The sequence below is a fragment of the Endozoicomonas sp. genome (assembly GCF_051008435.1).
Classification (GTDB): domain Bacteria; phylum Pseudomonadota; class Gammaproteobacteria; order Pseudomonadales; family Endozoicomonadaceae; genus Endozoicomonas_A.
Map to the genome: position 1 here is coordinate 1 of NZ_JBPCXO010000277.1, position 16345 is coordinate 16345.

At 47.1% G+C, this 16345-nt stretch carries 18 protein-coding genes; 10 read left to right on the top strand and 8 right to left on the bottom strand.

Features of this window, described 5'->3' with window-relative positions; genetic code table 11:
- Positions 1–327: 327 nt before the first annotated feature.
- From ACR2PX_RS14150 to ACR2PX_RS14180, 7 genes are all read right to left on the bottom strand, one after another.
- Positions 328–855 carry a hypothetical protein gene (locus tag ACR2PX_RS14150; RefSeq protein WP_434000001.1) on the bottom strand — a complete coding sequence of 176 codons (528 nt, stop codon included), beginning with the start codon at positions 853–855 and terminating at the stop codon, positions 328–330.
- An 81-nt stretch (positions 856–936) separates the two neighbouring features.
- A complete protein-coding gene (locus ACR2PX_RS14155; RefSeq protein ID WP_434000002.1) occupies positions 937–1260 on the bottom strand; it encodes a hypothetical protein in 324 nt (107 codons plus the stop codon).
- Positions 1261–1491: 231 nt separating this feature from the next.
- A complete protein-coding gene (locus ACR2PX_RS14160) occupies positions 1492–2571 on the bottom strand; it encodes an acyl-CoA dehydrogenase family protein (RefSeq protein WP_434000003.1) in 1080 nt (359 codons plus the stop codon).
- A gap of 14 nt (positions 2572–2585) precedes the next feature.
- Positions 2586–3767, bottom strand: a complete 1182-nt coding sequence (locus tag ACR2PX_RS14165) for an acyl-CoA dehydrogenase family protein (protein WP_434000004.1) — start codon at positions 3765–3767, stop codon at positions 2586–2588.
- A 14-nt stretch (positions 3768–3781) separates the two neighbouring features.
- Positions 3782–4555 carry an enoyl-CoA hydratase family protein gene (locus ACR2PX_RS14170; RefSeq protein ID WP_434000005.1) on the bottom strand — a complete coding sequence of 258 codons (774 nt, stop codon included), beginning with the start codon at positions 4553–4555 and terminating at the stop codon, positions 3782–3784.
- A gap of 112 nt (positions 4556–4667) precedes the next feature.
- Positions 4668–5732, bottom strand: a complete 1065-nt coding sequence (locus tag ACR2PX_RS14175; RefSeq protein WP_434000006.1) for an NAD(P)H-dependent flavin oxidoreductase — start codon at positions 5730–5732, stop codon at positions 4668–4670.
- 1 nt (position 5733) lies between these two features.
- Complete coding sequence (locus tag ACR2PX_RS14180; protein WP_434000007.1) at positions 5734–6660, bottom strand: enoyl-CoA hydratase; 927 nt, start codon at positions 6658–6660, stop codon at positions 5734–5736.
- A gap of 456 nt (positions 6661–7116) precedes the next feature.
- Between ACR2PX_RS14180 and ACR2PX_RS14185 the strand changes: the two genes are divergently transcribed.
- Positions 7117–7368, top strand: a complete 252-nt coding sequence (locus ACR2PX_RS14185) for a toxin HicA (protein WP_434000008.1) — start codon at positions 7117–7119, stop codon at positions 7366–7368.
- Complete coding sequence (locus ACR2PX_RS14190; RefSeq protein WP_434000009.1) at positions 7361–7690, top strand: type II toxin-antitoxin system HicB family antitoxin; 330 nt, start codon at positions 7361–7363, stop codon at positions 7688–7690. The genes ACR2PX_RS14185 and ACR2PX_RS14190 overlap by 8 nt, the downstream gene beginning before the upstream one ends.
- A 49-nt stretch (positions 7691–7739) precedes the next feature.
- On the opposite strand, the gene ACR2PX_RS14195 is transcribed toward ACR2PX_RS14190, so the two are convergent.
- Positions 7740–9221 (bottom strand): peptide MFS transporter, encoded by a 1482-nt coding sequence (locus tag ACR2PX_RS14195; RefSeq protein ID WP_434000010.1) that lies wholly within the window; start codon positions 9219–9221, stop codon positions 7740–7742.
- A 700-nt stretch (positions 9222–9921) separates the two neighbouring features.
- On the opposite strand from ACR2PX_RS14195, the gene ACR2PX_RS14200 reads away from it, so the two are divergent.
- From ACR2PX_RS14200 to deoA, 8 genes are all read left to right on the top strand, one after another.
- The gene (locus ACR2PX_RS14200; RefSeq protein WP_434000011.1) at positions 9922–10425 is read left to right on the top strand and encodes a nitrilase-related carbon-nitrogen hydrolase; all 504 of its coding nucleotides are present in this window, start codon (positions 9922–9924) and stop codon (positions 10423–10425) included.
- 412 nt (positions 10426–10837) lie between these two features.
- Complete coding sequence (locus ACR2PX_RS14205) at positions 10838–11263, top strand: GNAT family N-acetyltransferase (protein ID WP_434000012.1); 426 nt, start codon at positions 10838–10840, stop codon at positions 11261–11263.
- Positions 11244–11642, top strand: a complete 399-nt coding sequence (locus tag ACR2PX_RS14210) for a GNAT family N-acetyltransferase (protein WP_434000013.1) — start codon at positions 11244–11246, stop codon at positions 11640–11642. Before ACR2PX_RS14205 ends, ACR2PX_RS14210 begins: the two co-directional genes overlap by 20 nt.
- 20 nt (positions 11643–11662) lie before the next feature.
- Positions 11663–12169: an N-acetyltransferase family protein gene (locus ACR2PX_RS14215; RefSeq protein ID WP_434000014.1), complete on the top strand. Its 507-nt coding sequence runs from the start codon at positions 11663–11665 to the stop codon at positions 12167–12169.
- A gap of 120 nt (positions 12170–12289) precedes the next feature.
- Complete coding sequence (bla, locus tag ACR2PX_RS14220) at positions 12290–13168, top strand: class A beta-lactamase (RefSeq protein ID WP_434000018.1); 879 nt, start codon at positions 12290–12292, stop codon at positions 13166–13168.
- Between the two features lie 5 nt (positions 13169–13173).
- Positions 13174–13674, top strand: coding sequence for a hypothetical protein (locus ACR2PX_RS14225; RefSeq protein WP_434000015.1), 501 nt, complete (start codon positions 13174–13176; stop codon positions 13672–13674).
- A gap of 431 nt (positions 13675–14105) precedes the next feature.
- Positions 14106–14882: a deoxyribose-phosphate aldolase gene (gene deoC / locus ACR2PX_RS14230; protein WP_434000016.1), complete on the top strand. Its 777-nt coding sequence runs from the start codon at positions 14106–14108 to the stop codon at positions 14880–14882.
- 1 nt (position 14883) lies between these two features.
- Positions 14884–16206 carry a thymidine phosphorylase gene (gene deoA / locus ACR2PX_RS14235; protein WP_434000017.1) on the top strand — a complete coding sequence of 441 codons (1323 nt, stop codon included), beginning with the start codon at positions 14884–14886 and terminating at the stop codon, positions 16204–16206.
- Positions 16207–16345 lie beyond the last annotated feature (139 nt).

Here is a 16345-nt window from a genome sequence, read left to right on the forward strand (position 1 = left end):
GCGGTGGCGCTCCTATAGAAGTCATCAAACAGTACGTTCAGCAGCAGAGAACACCGCATTAGTCGGCTATCGCCGACGAGCTTACACCCCCGCACTCAAAGTACGGGGTTTTACGCTCAACCGATAATATTTCCGACGACAAATGGTCTTGGAACCAAATCCATGTAACGACTGCATGACTCACTGGACTGAATCAGCTTCCCAAATAGTTCCAATACTTTAAAATTTATGTTCCAGTTCTTGGCTTGGTTACCGTATATAACAGACAGGGAATTCTCTGAATTCATCCTTTTCTTGCTCTGTGAGAGGGTCCATGCAAAACGTCCTTTATCTAATATGCGAATATTGGCTCAATTTTTCAAAATATTGATTTAAGTCACCTTTGAACGTAACTTCCACAACAAAATCCAGAGAATCTGACAAAATATACATTTGTCGTCCATCATCATAATCAAAAGAATACATTTCAAGATTTTTTTCGGAGGAAGCCAGATGTTTAACACTAGAGCTGAGCCCTTCCAGAAAGCCTTTTTCCTCTACTGTTTCAGGATTATTAAAAGCACCTTTAAAGAAGTCATAAGGTGATTTTTTTGAACCAATGAATTCAATTTCCTCTTGATCTATCCAACGATAGATAATACTGCCCCCTGCCTTAGAAAAAATAATTGACGACTCATTGAACCAGACCTTTTCGTAACCAGCAGGAGCTGGTAATGACACCTTTCCTTTAACTATCAGTTCTTGACCGTCGCTTACATTATGAGTGGTATCTGAACGTGTGGAGACGCTAGTTTGGCAGCCAGACAACATTAGCGTTATGACCAACAGAAAATATACACTTCTTATAATATACATACTTTATACCTTCTGAACGTAAGACTAACTATACTCTCTGGAAAAATCGTTTAACATTTCTCATTGCTCCCTTAGACATTTCTACTCAGTCTCCAGATACATACCAGAAGCAAATACACCTGTTATGACTTCGTTCTTTGCTTTGGACTTTTCGTAGGACTCAATCGTTTCGTATAGCTCATCAACTTCCGAATCCCAAACCTTATACCCATAGTCAACAATCGCTAGAACCGCCTCTATTTCAACGTACTTATCCTTTAACTCAGTTCTAAGTAGACTTACTGCTTCCTCGATAGACTTAGCCGGAACAATTGATCGGCCATAATACCATTGACTTCCATCTTGCTCATATGTACTTGCTGGCTCGATTTTGGCTTTTGTATCAATGACCCAAAATGTAAGCATTAAAAACACCTCTAACTATTTTTGTTACAGCTCGAGAATCTCAAAATTCTTGTTTGCAGCCTGAATGCCCATAGCGAAAGAAAAACATACTGTGCCACACTCAGCTATGAAAAATCAGCATTGTAATATGTTTTTCTCAGCCATCTATTTTTATCCTCCTGGCGCTTGCGCCCATTCTAAAGCGTGCCCGAACTCTTACCTATAAATCAGTACGGACTTCAAGGGCACGCTTTAGGCAACAAAGCTGTTACCGGCCCCCAGCAGAGCACCTTCTGCCAGAATGCTGTCCTTGACCCGTTTCTTGTGGAAACCCTGGCTACCATAACTGGCATCCAGTGCCCAGGCACGCTTCATGAAAATATGCAGATCCACTTCCCAGGTGTAACCCATGGCACCGTGCGCCTGAATACCATTTTTGGCGCCCAGCAATACCGCTTCAGAAGTAGACAGTTTGGCATGAGAAACACTTCTGCCAGCGGTGGAAAGCCCTTTGGAAACATCATAAGCGGCGCGATAAAGAGGAGCTTTGGCAAACTCAATTTTCACTGCAACGTTGGCCATATGATGCTTAACAGCCTGGAAAGAACCCACCGGCTTGCCGAACTGTTTGCGTTCGTAGGTGTAATCTACGGAAAGATCTACAATTCTTCGGGCCAGTCCCAGCTGCTGGGCAGCAACGGCCAGAGCACCACGATTGAGCGTCTCATCCCAGAGCTTTTTCCCTTCTTCCTCTCCAGCCACCAGCGTTTCAGCAGAAGGTGTCCAGGTCACTCTATAAAGCTTACGACTAGGATCTACTGACTCATTGAGTGCCAGCTCCACCTGCTCGGAAGGAACAGCATGAACTTCACTACCGTTAGGCAGTAACAGCAAGTCAGCAATGTGAGCATCCGCAACCAGAGGGTTATTAGGATGACCCACTGCTACACTGGCCTTGCCTTCAGCGATACGAGGCAACCAGCTTTCCTTGAGATGTTTTCCATTAGCTGCAGGCACCTGCTCATTACCCAGTGAGCTGATCAGAGGCACTGCAACCAGAACACTGTCGACCAGAGGCTCTGCCAGAGCAGCATAACCGCACTCTTCTGCTAGAAGAATAAAGTCCAGTTCACTCATGCCCAGGCCACCGAACTCTTCCGGTACTGTCATGGCGGTTAAACCCAGCTCTGCCAGTTGCTCCCAGAGCTCATTGGAACGCCCGGATTCTGTTGTCCACTGCTCACGAATGCGCTCAGGCGTCACTTCGTTGGTAAGAAAACTTTTTACGCTGTCATGAAAGACCAGCTGATCTTCGTTAAAGGTAAAATCCATCGACTGAGCCTCCCTTATGCTCTGGGCATGCCCAGCATACGCTCGGCAATAATGTTACGTTGAATTTCGTTGGTCCCTGCATAGATAGGACCGGCCTGGGAGAACAGGAAACCGTCCAGCCATTTGCCCACTTCACCTGCCTGAGGTGCATGAGGCCATAGCTCGGCACGAGCATTAAGAATACTCATGGCAGTTTCGTGCATTTTCTGATCCAGCTCGGACCAGAAGATTTTGTTAGTAGACGACTCAGGACCAATCTTTCCTCCTTTCACCAGACGGGAAGCTGTCATATAGGTTGTCTGGGTATAGGCTTCAGCGTCCAGGTATGCCTTGATCACCGCATCACCAATAGCTGGATCGCTGTTGTGATAAGGAGAGCCTGCTTCTTCCTGATTGGCTTTATAAAGCTCAACCAGACGACGGGCTGTTTCCTGGAAACGAGCCGGTGAACGCAGCATCAAGCCTCGCTCAAAGCCCGCAGTCGACATGGCCACATGCCAACCCATTCCTTCGCCACCCAGGACGTTTTCTGCGGGCACCTTAACGTTATCAAAGAAGATTTCCGCAAAGCCTGGCAAACCATCCAGTTGCTCAATAGGTCTGACGGTCACGCCTTCAGCATCCAATGGCACCAGAATAAAGGTCAGACCTTTATGACGACTGGAGTCAGGATCCGTTCGAAAGATACCGAAGGTCCAATCAGCCCAAACGGCACGGGTTGACCAGGTTTTCTGGCCATTGATGACATAATGGTCACCGACTTTTTCTGCTTTGGAGCGAATGGCTGCCATATCAGAACCAGCACCGGGCTCTGACCAACCCTGTGCCCAGACTTCTTCACCGGTGGCCATCATGGGCAGAAAACGGGCTTTCTGTTCTTCTGTACCGTACTCCATCAGGGTAGGTCCAAGCAGGAAGATACCGTTCTGGTTTACCCTGGCCGGTGCATTGGCGCGATAATATTCTTCTTCAAAGATCAGCCACTCGATCAGGTCACAACCTCGACCACCCAGCTCTTCAGGCCAGGTCACCATTCCCCAGCGACCATGATTCAGCTTGGCTTCCCAGTCACGGTGCTGACGGAAGCCTTCAGCCGTATCAAATGACTTGAGAGGCTCCGAAGGAACATTGGCTTGCAGCCAGCTTCGCACTTCTTCCCGAAAGGCTTTCTGGCTGTCCGTATAATTCAGATCCATGTAATTCTCCTGCCTTAGCCCTGCTCTTTTTCGGTAGCAAAGGATGCATCGCGCTTTTCTACAAAAGAGTCACGAGCTTCCTGAGAGTCCGGGGAGGTATAGGCCTCCAGGGTAAAGCCCTGTTCCGAGCGATACTTGTTTTCCAGATTGCCATCTTCGATGCCAGTGAGGGCTTCTTTGGCAATCCTGATCATACGAGGACTTTTATCTGCGATCTTGGCCGCTATTTCCCTCGCGGTAACACGAAGCTCATCCCTTGGTACCACTCTCTCAACGGCACCCAGGCGATAGGCTTCCTGAGCATCAATCATGTCACCGGTGAAATACATGTAGCGAACTTTCTGAACCGGGAACATTCGTTGCAAGTGAGCACCGCCACCCATGGCTCCACGATCCACTTCAGGCACACCAAAGCGGGCACATTCAGAAGCCACAATAATGTCTGCAGCACCGGAAATACCGATTCCGCCACCCAGCACGAAACCGTGTACCGCTACGATGACCGGCTTGGGATTCAAGTGAATAGCTTTAAAGGTGTCGTAGTTGCCTTTGTTGACTTTTACAATCAGATTGTCGTCTTCTGCCAGCTCTTTGATATCAACACCGGCACAGAAACCCCGGCCTTCTGCGGCAACGATGATGACACGAACATCGTCGTTCTCACCCAGACCTTCAATTTCTGCAGCTATGTCAGCCCAGCCTTTACTGCTGAATGCATTGACAGGAGGGTGGTCAAATACCAGCTCAGCGATACCGCCTTCGATGGCCACTTTGTATGGTTTTGTCATTATTCTAATTACCTTGAAAAACCTTGTATCAGCTTTTATGAATTGATGGGCGATACAAGATTGTTTCTATCGCTCATGGCTGTTTTCCCTGATGCTTTCTGATTCATGGCGGTCAGGATACAAATTGACTCAATTTATTCAAACGTTCGTCGGCTTCCTGGACTATTTCCTGGATGAGCTCTTCACAACTGATCAGACTGTTGATGACACCAGCGATCTGACCAGCAGGTAAAACGCCCTCAGCCGGTTTGCCATCCACCATCGCTTTCTGGATGACCATGGGGGCATTGGCAGACATGATGGCCTGAGCGGCCGTGACATCACCTGAGCCGCTCATTTGCACAGCACTCTTCAAAAGCTGAAAGACGCTCATGCCAGTATATTTTCGATAAGCCAGACCACTGGTCAGGGCCATAATCAGACGCTTGGTACCACCTGCATTTTCCAGCTTGCCCAGCAGTTCATTGGTGATCATTCTCTGAGGCATACCATCAATGGCTTTACTGATGATGACATTGGCAGGATTGGTGGTGTTGACGTAACGATCCAGGGTTTTCGGTGGCACCGGACTGTCGCTGGTCATCAGAAACCGGGTGCCCATGGCAATACCTTCAGCACCAAATGCCATGGCAGACACCAGACCTCGGCCATCTTTAAAACCACCGGCAGCCACAACAGGAACATCCAGGGCATCCACGACCTGAGGCAGCAATATCGAAGTAGGTACAGAGCCTGTATGCCCTCCCCCTTCTCCACCCTGAACAGTGACGGCATCAGCCCCCATCTCTACCGCTTTAATGGCATGTTTGAGAGCACCCACGGTTGGAATACAGACAACACCTGCCTCTTTAAGCTGCGCCACCATTTGTTTGCCTGGAGAACGGCTGTAACTGACCGCTCTGACACCATGTCGAACCACCCTATCGACAATGTCTCCAGCGTTGGGCTGGTACATATGAAAGTTGACACCAAAAGGCTTGCTGGTGAGCTTTTTGGTTTCGATAATGGCCTGTTCCATCGATTCCGGTGGAATGGTAGCGCCTGCCAGGAAACCAAAACCTCCGGCATTACAGGTGGCAGCCACCAGCTTTGGATCCGCTACCCAGCCCATGGCCGTTTGAATAATGGGGTATTCACACCCTAGCAATTCAGTCAGACGGGTCTTCAATCTCGACATCTTAAGCCTCCGTCTTCTCTTTATCTTTCTCCTGCCCTGCTTTATCAGGCGCTAGTGGCCTCTGGGAAGCCGCCATGGCTTTACCATCGAAGCCAGCCAGACGATCACCTGACACCATTTCATTGTGAGTGTGAGCAAAATGGTGGAGCCCGAACGCCATATCCATGGTGCTTCGCTTACCCATCAGGTCTTCTGCATTGTTAATGACCTGTTTGGTCAGCTGCAGACCCATTCGTGGCATTTTAGCGATACGGTTGGCTACTTCCAGTGTGTCTTCTTCCAGCGTTGCACGGGTAACAATCTTGTTCAGCATGCCCATCTGGTAGGCACGCTCGGCAGGCATACGCTCACCCAGGAACAGAAATTCTTTGGCAATGCGAGGATTCAGTTCATGCACGTGGGCAAAGTATTCCACGCCAGGAATGCCCATACGCACGACAGGATCAGCATAGAAAGAATCATCAGTAGCAATAATCATGTCGCAGACCCAGGCCAGCATCAGGCCACCGGCAACACAGGCTCCCTGCACCATGGCAATGGTAGGCTTGGGAATATCACGCCAGCGACGGCACATACCCAGATAAACTTCCTGCTCACGAGCATAGAGAAATTCGCCACCGGGTTTGTTCACGTGGTCATACCAGAGATGCTTGCGATCGAAGGTTTGGTCTACATCTCGCCCGGGAGTGCCGATGTCGTGACCCGCAGAAAAGTGCTTGCCCTTACCCGCCAGAACAATGACCTTAACGTTGTCGTCATTTACAGCCTGCTTGAACGCATCATCCAGAGCGTAAGTCATGGCTGAATTCTGGGCATTGTTGTACTCAGGACGGTTCATGGTAACGATGGCCACCTGATCACGTACTTCGTAGAGGACTATGTCTTCGTCAAGAGCCCTGTCTCCGCTATCGTTAGTCTTTTCTGTCATCGTCTGGATCCCCCGGAAATGACCTTTCCATCGGCAAGGCTGGTACTGCTCTACTGAAAGGTCATACCGCCTGATTGTTATTTTGAGTATCCATATTCGAACCTGTAGCAGCTCGAAATGAATGAATCAGTCATGAGCGACTGAAATAAATTTTTGTTCCCTCTGGGAATGAAAAATTTTTCACGGTGAACCGCACTGAAAAATTCCTTGAACAGTGACCGATTAAACCGGTTGGGGGAAGCGCCATCATCGTCCATCAAGACTAACGGGCTCGGGGGTCTGGAGAGCATACATAAATAAACCAATCGACTTAAACGATTGACTAACCACTCTGCTGAACTATCTTGCTTTTCTCTAATTGTTTCTGACTCTCTTTACTGAGTCATTCCATAGCATTGGTTTTCAGAACCAGAAACCCCTCATTAAAAATGATATCAATAGTGCTACTATACAACTATGGCTAATATCGAAGATATTCTCAGCCAGATGAACAGCAACCCCAAGAGCATCCGGTTCAAAGATCTCTGTAAAATCTGCGACTGGTTTTTTGGGGAGCCAAGACAGACAGGCTCCAGTCATCGTGTTTACAAAACACCCTGGAAAGGTGATCCAAGAGTCAATATCCAGAATGACAAGGGCAAAGCAAAACCTTATCAAGTGCGACAAGTGCTGCAAGCGATTGGTCGCATGGAGGCAGAGAATGGCTAACCAAGTAGTTGATCGATACACATATCGTGTCACCTGGTCTGAAGAAGATCAGGAGTATGTAGGACTGTGTGCCGAGTTGCCTGGCCTTAGCTGGCTTGATAAATCCCAGGAGCAGGCTTTGAAGGGAATTCGCCAGTTAGTAGCGAATTGCATCAAGGATATGGAAGCTAACAGTGAAGAGGTCCCTGAACCATTTTCGACCAAAAACTACAGCGGCAAACTTATGGTTCGAATCCCTCCTGAAGTTCACCGTATGTTGGCTATTCAAGCAGCAGAATCAGGTGTGAGCCTGAATCGATATATTTCCAGCAAACTGCATTGACCCAAAAACGCCATAAGTTCAGGGTCAATGCTCATCATGCTGTTTTCAATCAGACTGTCGCTGGAGAGAGTGCTTCAGTCTCGTCCCACTCATCGGCCTTGTTGATCATTTTCTTGATCATCAAAGAAGCCGCCAGAGCGACTACAACCATGACGACTGCAGCAACTGTCAGCACCATGAAGTAGTTGCCATAAACAGTCTGAACAAATGACTGGGTGATTTCCTGACCCTTGTCCATAGCTATAGAACCCGAGATCACGGCACCCACAATACCACTGAGGGCGATGGCAACGGAGTAAAGAGAAACAGAAAAGCCTTCAATCTCTTTCGGCGTTACAGAAATAATAAAGGCAACCACCAGAGAACCGACAATCACCTCTGCAAACGCCTGGAAGCCATGAATAATCAGAAAGACGTTGGGCGAAATACTGACATCCGGACCTACGCTTCTGACCGCATAGGTCAGAATTCCAAAGGCGATTGCAGTCATGACAAATGCGAACGAGATTTTGGTGGCCGTGGTGAATTGAATGCCCCGTTTTTCAAGGTTGGCAAACAACAAGGTGATCACCGGTCCCATGGCAATACACCAAAGCGGGTTCAAAGCCATGGCTGCTTCAGGCGCCAGCGGAATAAAGCCCAGCAAATCCCCTTTCAAAGTATTAATGGCCACGATGTTCATCGACGTCATCATCTGACCATAGTAAACAAAGAAGGCCGTAGTCAGGATCGCGGTCATGACCAGAATCGCCCCCATTCTCATGGCATCGGCCCGACCTGTTTTGAAGATCAGAGAGACGTAATACAGCAATGCTGCACCGCCGATGGCATAGACAATGTACTGACCGGTATCCATATCCGAGAACATGAAGAACACCATGCCCAGCATTGCTGCCGACAGCAACAGGAAGATACCCATGTTTTTGGCACTGACCGGCTCCTTATCAATGTCTTCACCCACACTTACCAGAGGCTTGTGGAAAATAAACAGAGCACCAACGGCAAACGCAGCCATTACTGCTGACAGTGTAAAGCCACCTGCAAACCCAACCGTCAGAACAAAAATGGGGTACAGGTACTGGCCCAGCAGTGCACCGACATTATTGACGGAATAGTTAATGGGGTAACCGTTTTCAAAGTCTTCATGAGACTTGAAAGTACGCTTATAGAGGCTTGGATAAGAGGGGGACATTAAACCCCGGGCATAACTGGCAAGCGCAATACCCAACAAACTCAAAGGTACATTCAGGGTCGAAGAACCCAGCACCAATAATGCATAACCGGCTGCAAAGCAGATATAGGCAATGGTCAGGGCACGTTTAGACCCCAGAAACTTGTCACAGATAATTCCGCCGGCAATAGCGAAAAGAGGCCCAATAGAAGAAAAGGCACCGACAACCATCATCGTATCGGCTTCGCTGTAGTTCAGTTCTTCCAGAAAGAAACGAGTCAGAATGACCATCACGCCATAAAATGACAAGCCAAACATCATTTGGCAGAACATCATAGATTTATTGAGTTTATTCCACATACCACTTCCAGAGTTCAAAATAGCCGGCCTATTGTTCAGATATTCACCATCTAATACATTGACCCAGGGCACGGAAGTCTGGATTCAGCCAATATGGGAAAGAGACGCTTACGCTTCTTGCGATTACTAACGCGTATTCGCCTCTGGATATATACATACGACTAAGGCAAAGTACTCATTTTCAATACAAGAATCGTCACTCACGAAAAGAGAGGGCGGTAGCGTGGAAGGTTTATTTTGATCGATGCACAACTTGTAATAGATGGACTGCTATGGACTCTGATATTTTGCTTTATCATCTACTTTCCTATCAATTACCTGCTTCTGATATTTTTTATTAGATACCTAAGAAAAAAACATCCAGCTCTATTGAAAGAATTTCATCATATAGGAATTTTATTCTCCACCAGACAGCAAATATCGACCCTCAGGAGATATCTAAGAGATAGATCATACTTTTCATCTGAGGATCCTAAACTCAGGAAATATGCGTCAATACTTAGGGGACTTTATGAGTATACTGAAACAGTCAGCTTTGGCTCCATCTCATTACTCTTAATCATTCTATTTTTATTGCCATATATCAATTAACCAAATACTTACTAAAAGAGAGATGGATAGTCGATGGGAAAGTCACTGATACTGAGATCTACGGCCTAGTGCAATCGAATTTTTTACAACTTAACCAAACCAAATAATAATGAAAATAGCTATTTCTCAAATGAAAATGTCTCTGACAGAAGAGGAAAATCTCTCAACTATTCTGGAGACAATTGAAGCCATTAGCCAATCAGGCGCTAAACTTTGTATTTTTCCAGAACTCGCCATTACAGGATTCAACGGCCCTGTGATCGTAAAGTCGACCCATGCAAAGACGAACGAGTATATTGCTTCAATCAAACAAGCATGCCTGAAGCATCAGATAGGAGTGCTTGTCGGATGTGTCATCTTCAAAAACAGTGAAAAATACAATGGAAGTTACTACATCAATGAGAAGGGAGACATCGAAGGCTACATTCTCAAGGAAGGGTTAACCGAAAGTGAGAAAAAAGCATTCTCACAGCTTCAGCACAGACCCACCTTCACAATAGAAAACATTAAGTTCAGTGCCATCTTCTGCAGAGAAATAGAAGATCACGAAACGATCCACTTTACCGAAGAGCCTGAAATTATCTTTTGGCCAAGCTATATAGGTGAACCCTAAGTATCTGATACTGATAATGATGACTATCACTCTGAAGCCACCTATTTCAGTGAAAAGTTCGATGCCAGTATTATTCAGGTGAACTGGGGAAATCTTGTACTTGCGAACGGTAAAATGAGCGGCAGTAAAATCATCAATAGAAAAGACAACACTATTCACACTCTTCCTGAAGATTCGGTCAATCTTTCGATATATGACCTGGCTCAAAATGAAGTGCTATCGCTATAGCCACTTTTACTGAACATTTTTCAATAAATAAGAAGGTAGCGGAGATGCTACTCAAATTAGTGCAAAACCACAGAACTACAGAACTACAGAACTACAGAACTACAGAACTACAGAACTACAGAACTACAGAACTACAGAACTACAGAACTACAGAACTACAGCAGAAAAAATCTTATCCACCTCAATGTCTGCCTATCGCATCGAAGCAGAACTGATAGGCGCAAGCGACTTCCCACCACTGAATGAGACCGTCGAAGATATTTTAAGCAGCCAAAATCACTTTTTTGGATTTATAAAGAATGAGAGTCTAATTGGAGTGATTGAGATAGAAGAAGCTGAATCACACTCAATCATCTCAAGGCTGGTTGTGTGCCCTTCAGTTTTCAGGCAAGGGATAGCCAGTCAATTATTGAGGAGCTGTCTCAATAGTGACACTGATTATCAGGTGACGACTGCCGAAAATAATCTTCCTGCCATTTCTCTCTATAAACGATTTGGTTTTCTTGAGTCAGAAACGTACAGTACCCCTGATCTGTCCGTAAAGCTGATCACTCTGAACCGCTCAGTAAAACTATCGGTAAATGAATCATATGAAGCTGGAATTCAGTAGTACCCTGCCTTCTCCTGAAGAATACGTAGCCATGAGAGAAGCTGCTGGCCTATCCGCCAAAGCACTGGAAACGGCCACAAAAGGGCTCCCTAACTCTCTATTTGGTGTGACAATTCGTGATAACGGTAAACTGGTTGGTATGGGCCGGGTTATCGGTGACGGTGCCTGTTTCTTTGAGATTGTAGATATTGCAGTCAATCCCTCTTACCAGGGGCAAGGCCTGGGTAAAAAGATCATGCAAATGATCGACCAGTATCTGGCATCTGAGGCCATGGAAGGATCTTATGTTTCAATGATCGCAGACAAGCCAGGTTTTTATGAAAAGCTGGGATACAAGCGAACAAATCCGGAAGCGGAAGGTATGTATAAAAGGCTGTAAAACTGGACTTACATCAAGACATGAACAACAAAGAACTTAAGATAAGAACCATCAAGAAATCAGACTGGAAAACCTACAAAGAAATCCGTCTTCGCTCTCTAAAAGATTCACCTGAAGCTTTCTGCAATACCTATGAATACGCCAGAAAGGAGTCCGATCAACAGTGGCAGGATCGCTGCAGGATCAAGTCTGATCAGAAAGCCCTGCCATTACTGGCTGAAGTTGATGGTCTGGTTTGTGGTGTAGCCTGGGGAGTTATCCACAGACCGGAAGATACAACCGCCAATGTCTACCAGATGTGGGTTTCGCCGGATGCGAGAGGGCTGGGTTTGGGTCGAGCCTTGTTAGACAGTATTGTGAACTGGTCCAGGGATCAGGGTATGGAAACCGTTACTTTGGGAGTGAATACAACCAATATTTCAGCCATTGCCCTCTATCAATCAATGGGGTTTGAAGTCTCAGATGAAACGGAACCAATGAGAGAAGACTCAGATGACAGGGTACAGACCATGATTCTGACTTTCTAAAAGAGTCCCGCTGGCAGTTGCACCCGGAGTTACAAGGCAGTAGTCTTTCGGGCTTCATTCGTTCTCTGATCCAGCCAACGGACCTCTCTATAGCCCATGATACGCAAGCCTCTTCTGCCACTGTTCAGAGTACTTTTTTCTGCCAGTCTGACATTAGCTGCCTCTGCCGCACTGGCATCAGACTATCAACCAGTCGAAGAAAAAGTCATTGCACTTGAAAAGCGACTGGATGCGAGGATAGGGGTTTCAATTTATGAGGTTTCAACGAAAAAAGGCTGGAGCTATAAGGGTAACCAGCGCTTCCCGTTGATGAGTACCTTCAAAACCCTGGCCTGTGCCAAACTGATGAATGATGCCGATAACAACAAGCTCTCTCTCAACTCCGCAACAACAGTTACCAAAGAGATGCTGGTCACCTACTCACCGGTCACTGCAAAGCAGGTTGGAAAAAACATCAGTCTGGAAAAAGCCTGCGAAGCCACTATGCTGACCAGCGATAACACGGCAGCCAACATCGTGCTTGAGCATATTGGCGGGCCTTCGGAGCTGACAAACTTCCTCCGCAGTACCGGCGACTCAGTCTCCCGCCTTGATCGCATTGAAACAAAATTAAATGAAGGAAAACCCGGCGACCTGAGGGATACCACAACGCCTGAAGCAATAGTGCAAACGTTAAACCAGCTGGTCTTTGGCAATGTCTTATCAGAGCCTTCTAAAAATCAGCTAAAACAGTGGATGATTGAAAACCAGGTGGCAGATGGCCTGCTTCGATCTGTTTTACCAGACGGCTGGTCTATTGCTGATCGCACTGGCGCCGGAGGCTATGGTTCGAGAGGTATTGCCGCTATCGTCTGGCCAGAATATAAGCCTCCCTTTATTGTCAGTATCTATATCACCGAAACGGATTCTTCATTTGACGCTAGAAACTCCGCTATAGCCGAGATCGGTGAACTCATTTTTAAATCGGGTCATTCTAACCACCCGCAAACCTCAGAATAAAAATAATGTTGAACAAACTGTTTGGGAAAAAAACCTACAAACTCTATCTGGGCAATATACATGTGGTTGAGCGTAAAGACCTGAAGCGTTTTTTCGACCAGCCACTGCCTCTGTTGTTCGAATCCAATGAATCGCTCTTGTATCGAAGGTTAGAAGAATTGTTTGAGCTGCCCTCTGCTCAAAACCTGAAAGAGGTCAGCCGTGATGATCTTGCGATTGATATCATTATCCCCAGTTACCAGGGCGGCTCATTTATGTTTGGCCTGGTAGGGGTTCCCGTGCCTCTCTTCTGGCGCCCAAAATTACAGATACTCAGCCAGATTTACAGATTGCAGGACAGTAAAGTCCTCAGTAAGGTAAAAGTCACTACCAAACAGCCATGGCGTCAGTTTTTCAAAAATCTCATTCCCTTCCAACAGTTCGACTCTGATGAATTAGAACCCTTACTTTTGATGAGCTGTGCAAAAGCCCTTGAACAGCACAGTAAAAAGCTGGACATTCATTAATGCTGACCCACTCTATTAGAAAATCGAATAGTAAACCGTATTAAGTAAGACCTGTAATTTGAATTAATTCAGCTAAAAAACGAGCATAAATTCCGGTTAAGGCATTGATATCCAAGAACATGCAAATTAATTAAACACCCATCCAAAAAACCTTTCTGTTGTTCCAAAAAAACATTGATTAACATATTAAATCCTATTTAAACACTTCTCGATTCCGAAGCCACTCCAGTGCCTTCGGCTGGGCGTCCTTTGTGCGTTTATTTGAGTTTGCGTAATAGGAACCAATGAGGATGCCGTCCACCCAGCAAACTCAGGAGACAAGTCAGAATAATTAAAACCGCTTTTTGCTTCATTACCCATGGAGAAAAAAAGCCCTGACTGCCCTTCTGTCGTGATGTGTGTCCTCTGGAATTACAGAAAGGACAAACACCATGACCGACCTTCTCTCTTCCAGCCGTCAGGCCTTGCAACTGATGGACCTGACTTCCCTGAACGATAATGACACCCCTGAGGTGATTATCGAACTCTGCAAAAAAGCCCAGACTGTTGCCGGCAATACCGCTGCCGTTTGTATTTACCCAAGATTCATTCCTGTTGCTAAAAGAACGCTGCGAGAGCTGGGTCTGGAAGACGTGACGGTCGCAACAGTGACTAACTTCCCGGCAGGGGATGACGATGCAGAGATTGCTGTTGCAGAAACCCGTGCCGCAGTGGCTTATGGCGCTGATGAAGTCGACGTGGTGTTTCCTTACCGGGCTTTGATGGCAGGTAACGAAACCATTGGCCATGAGATTGTCAGCCGCAGCAAAGATGCCTGCGGAAAAGATGTCAGGCTCAAGGTCATCATTGAAACCGGTGAACTGAAAGATCCTGTCCTTATCCGCCGTGCCAGCGAAATCTCTATTGAAGCCGGTGCCGATTTTATTAAAACCTCCACAGGTAAAGTGGCGGTTAATGCCACCCCGGAATCCGCCCGAATCATGCTGGAAGTGATTCGCGACAGTGGCCGTAAAGATGTGGGGTTCAAGCCCGCCGGCGGTATCCGCACTGCTGAAGATGCGAAAGAGCATCTGGCTATTGCAGCAGAGATCATGGGCGCGGAGTGGATTGATCGTGACCACTATCGTTTTGGTGCCAGCAGCCTGCTGGGTAACCTCCTGGTAGCACTGGATCTTCAAGAAGCGACTGAAGACAAGGGAGGCTATTGATATGTTCCTCCCACAGGAAGTTATTCGCAGTAAGCGCGAAGGCGAAGTGCTGAATTCTGACGCCATTCGTGAGTTTATTCTGGGCGTTACTGATAACACCGTTTCCGAAGGTCAGGTAGCCGCCTTTGCCATGGCCACCTATTTCCAGGGCATGAGTATTGAAGAGCGTGTCGCTCTGACCTGTGCCATGAGAGATTCTGGCGACGTTCTGGACTGGTCCGCTGACAACCTGAACGGCCCTGTTCTGGATAAACATTCTACCGGTGGTGTAGGCGACGTAGTCAGCCTGATGCTCGGCCCTATGATTGCCGCCTGTGGTGGCTATGTGCCCATGATTTCCGGTCGTGGCCTGGGTCATACCGGCGGCACTCTGGATAAACTGGACAGCATTCCCGGTTACACGACACAAGCTTCAGAAGCCTTGTTTCGTAAAGTAGTAAAAGAATCCGGTGTGGCTATCGTTGGCCAGACCGGTGAGTTAGCACCTGCTGACAAACGTATCTATGGCATTCGGGATGTTACCGCTACGGTTGAATCCATAGACATGATCACTGCATCGATTCTTGCCAAGAAACTGGCAGAAGGACTGGACGCTCTGGTTATGGACATTAAGGTCGGCAGTGGTGCCTTCATGCCTACCTACGAAAAATCGGTAGAGCTGGCCGAAAGCATTGTTCAGGTTGCCAACGGTGCTGGCGTAAAGACCACAGCTCTGCTGACTGATATGAATCAATGTCTGGCTTCCAGTGCCGGTAATGCGGTGGAAGTCAGAGAAGCGGTGCGTTACCTGACCGGCGAATATCAAAATGAGCGACTCCATGAAATCACCCTGGCCCAGGCTGCTGAAGTTTTGGTTTCAGGAGGCCTTGCTGAAAGCACCGATCAGGCCAGAGAGAAGCTTATGCATGCTCTGGAGTCCGGAAAAGCCGCTGAAATCTTTGGCAAGATGGTTCATGGTCTGGGCGGTCCTGCTGACTTTCTGGAAAATTACGATGAGTATCTTCCAAAAGCCTCCATTATCAAGCCGGTTTATATGGATGGTGAAGGCTATATCAGCGCTATGAACACCCGTGATGTTGGGCTTTCTGTCGTTCAGATGGGTGGTGGTCGTAAAGTGCCCACCGATCAGATCAATTATGCTGTTGGTATCACTGATATCTGCCGTCTTGGCGATAAACTGTCTACAGACCAGCCTATTGCACAGCTGCATGCCAGCGATAAAGAGAGCTGGAATACAGCGGCGGATATGCTGAGACAGGCGATCTCGTTAGCAGATACCAAACCGGATGATTCACCCTGTGTCTATCAGGTAATAGAAAGCTAATGCAGTAGGTTGGAGGCTGGAAAGCTGGAAAGCTGGAAAGCTGGAAAGCTGGAAAGCTGGAAAGCTGGAAAGCTGGAAAGCTGGAAAGCTGGAAAGCTGGAAAGCTGGAAAGCTGGAAAGCTGGAAAGCTGGAAAGCTG

Excerpts from the sequence above, each read along its gene's own strand:
- ACR2PX_RS14180 (WP_434000007.1), bottom strand. The coding sequence starts at position 6,660 with ATGACAGAAAAGACTAACGATAGCGGAGACAGGGCTCTTGACGAAGAC.
- deoA (WP_434000017.1), top strand. The coding sequence starts at position 14,884 with ATGTTCCTCCCACAGGAAGTTATTCGCAGTAAGCGCGAAGGCGAAGTG.
- ACR2PX_RS14175 (WP_434000006.1), bottom strand. The coding sequence starts at position 5,732 with ATGTCGAGATTGAAGACCCGTCTGACTGAATTGCTAGGGTGTGAATAC.
- ACR2PX_RS14225 (WP_434000015.1), top strand. The coding sequence starts at position 13,174 with ATGTTGAACAAACTGTTTGGGAAAAAAACCTACAAACTCTATCTGGGC.
- ACR2PX_RS14215 (WP_434000014.1), top strand. The coding sequence starts at position 11,663 with ATGAACAACAAAGAACTTAAGATAAGAACCATCAAGAAATCAGACTGG.
- ACR2PX_RS14170 (WP_434000005.1), bottom strand. The coding sequence starts at position 4,555 with ATGACAAAACCATACAAAGTGGCCATCGAAGGCGGTATCGCTGAGCTG.
- ACR2PX_RS14200 (WP_434000011.1), top strand. The coding sequence starts at position 9,922 with ATGAAAATAGCTATTTCTCAAATGAAAATGTCTCTGACAGAAGAGGAA.
- ACR2PX_RS14165 (WP_434000004.1), bottom strand. The coding sequence starts at position 3,767 with ATGGATCTGAATTATACGGACAGCCAGAAAGCCTTTCGGGAAGAAGTG.
- ACR2PX_RS14185 (WP_434000008.1), top strand. The coding sequence starts at position 7,117 with ATGGCTAATATCGAAGATATTCTCAGCCAGATGAACAGCAACCCCAAG.
- ACR2PX_RS14205 (WP_434000012.1), top strand. The coding sequence starts at position 10,838 with ATGTCTGCCTATCGCATCGAAGCAGAACTGATAGGCGCAAGCGACTTC.
- ACR2PX_RS14160 (WP_434000003.1), bottom strand. The coding sequence starts at position 2,571 with ATGGATTTTACCTTTAACGAAGATCAGCTGGTCTTTCATGACAGCGTA.
- ACR2PX_RS14210 (WP_434000013.1), top strand. The coding sequence starts at position 11,244 with ATGAAGCTGGAATTCAGTAGTACCCTGCCTTCTCCTGAAGAATACGTA.
- deoC (WP_434000016.1), top strand. The coding sequence starts at position 14,106 with ATGACCGACCTTCTCTCTTCCAGCCGTCAGGCCTTGCAACTGATGGAC.
- ACR2PX_RS14195 (WP_434000010.1), bottom strand. The coding sequence starts at position 9,221 with ATGTGGAATAAACTCAATAAATCTATGATGTTCTGCCAAATGATGTTT.
- ACR2PX_RS14190 (WP_434000009.1), top strand. The coding sequence starts at position 7,361 with ATGGCTAACCAAGTAGTTGATCGATACACATATCGTGTCACCTGGTCT.
- ACR2PX_RS14150 (WP_434000001.1), bottom strand. The coding sequence starts at position 855 with ATGTATATTATAAGAAGTGTATATTTTCTGTTGGTCATAACGCTAATG.
- ACR2PX_RS14155 (WP_434000002.1), bottom strand. The coding sequence starts at position 1,260 with ATGCTTACATTTTGGGTCATTGATACAAAAGCCAAAATCGAGCCAGCA.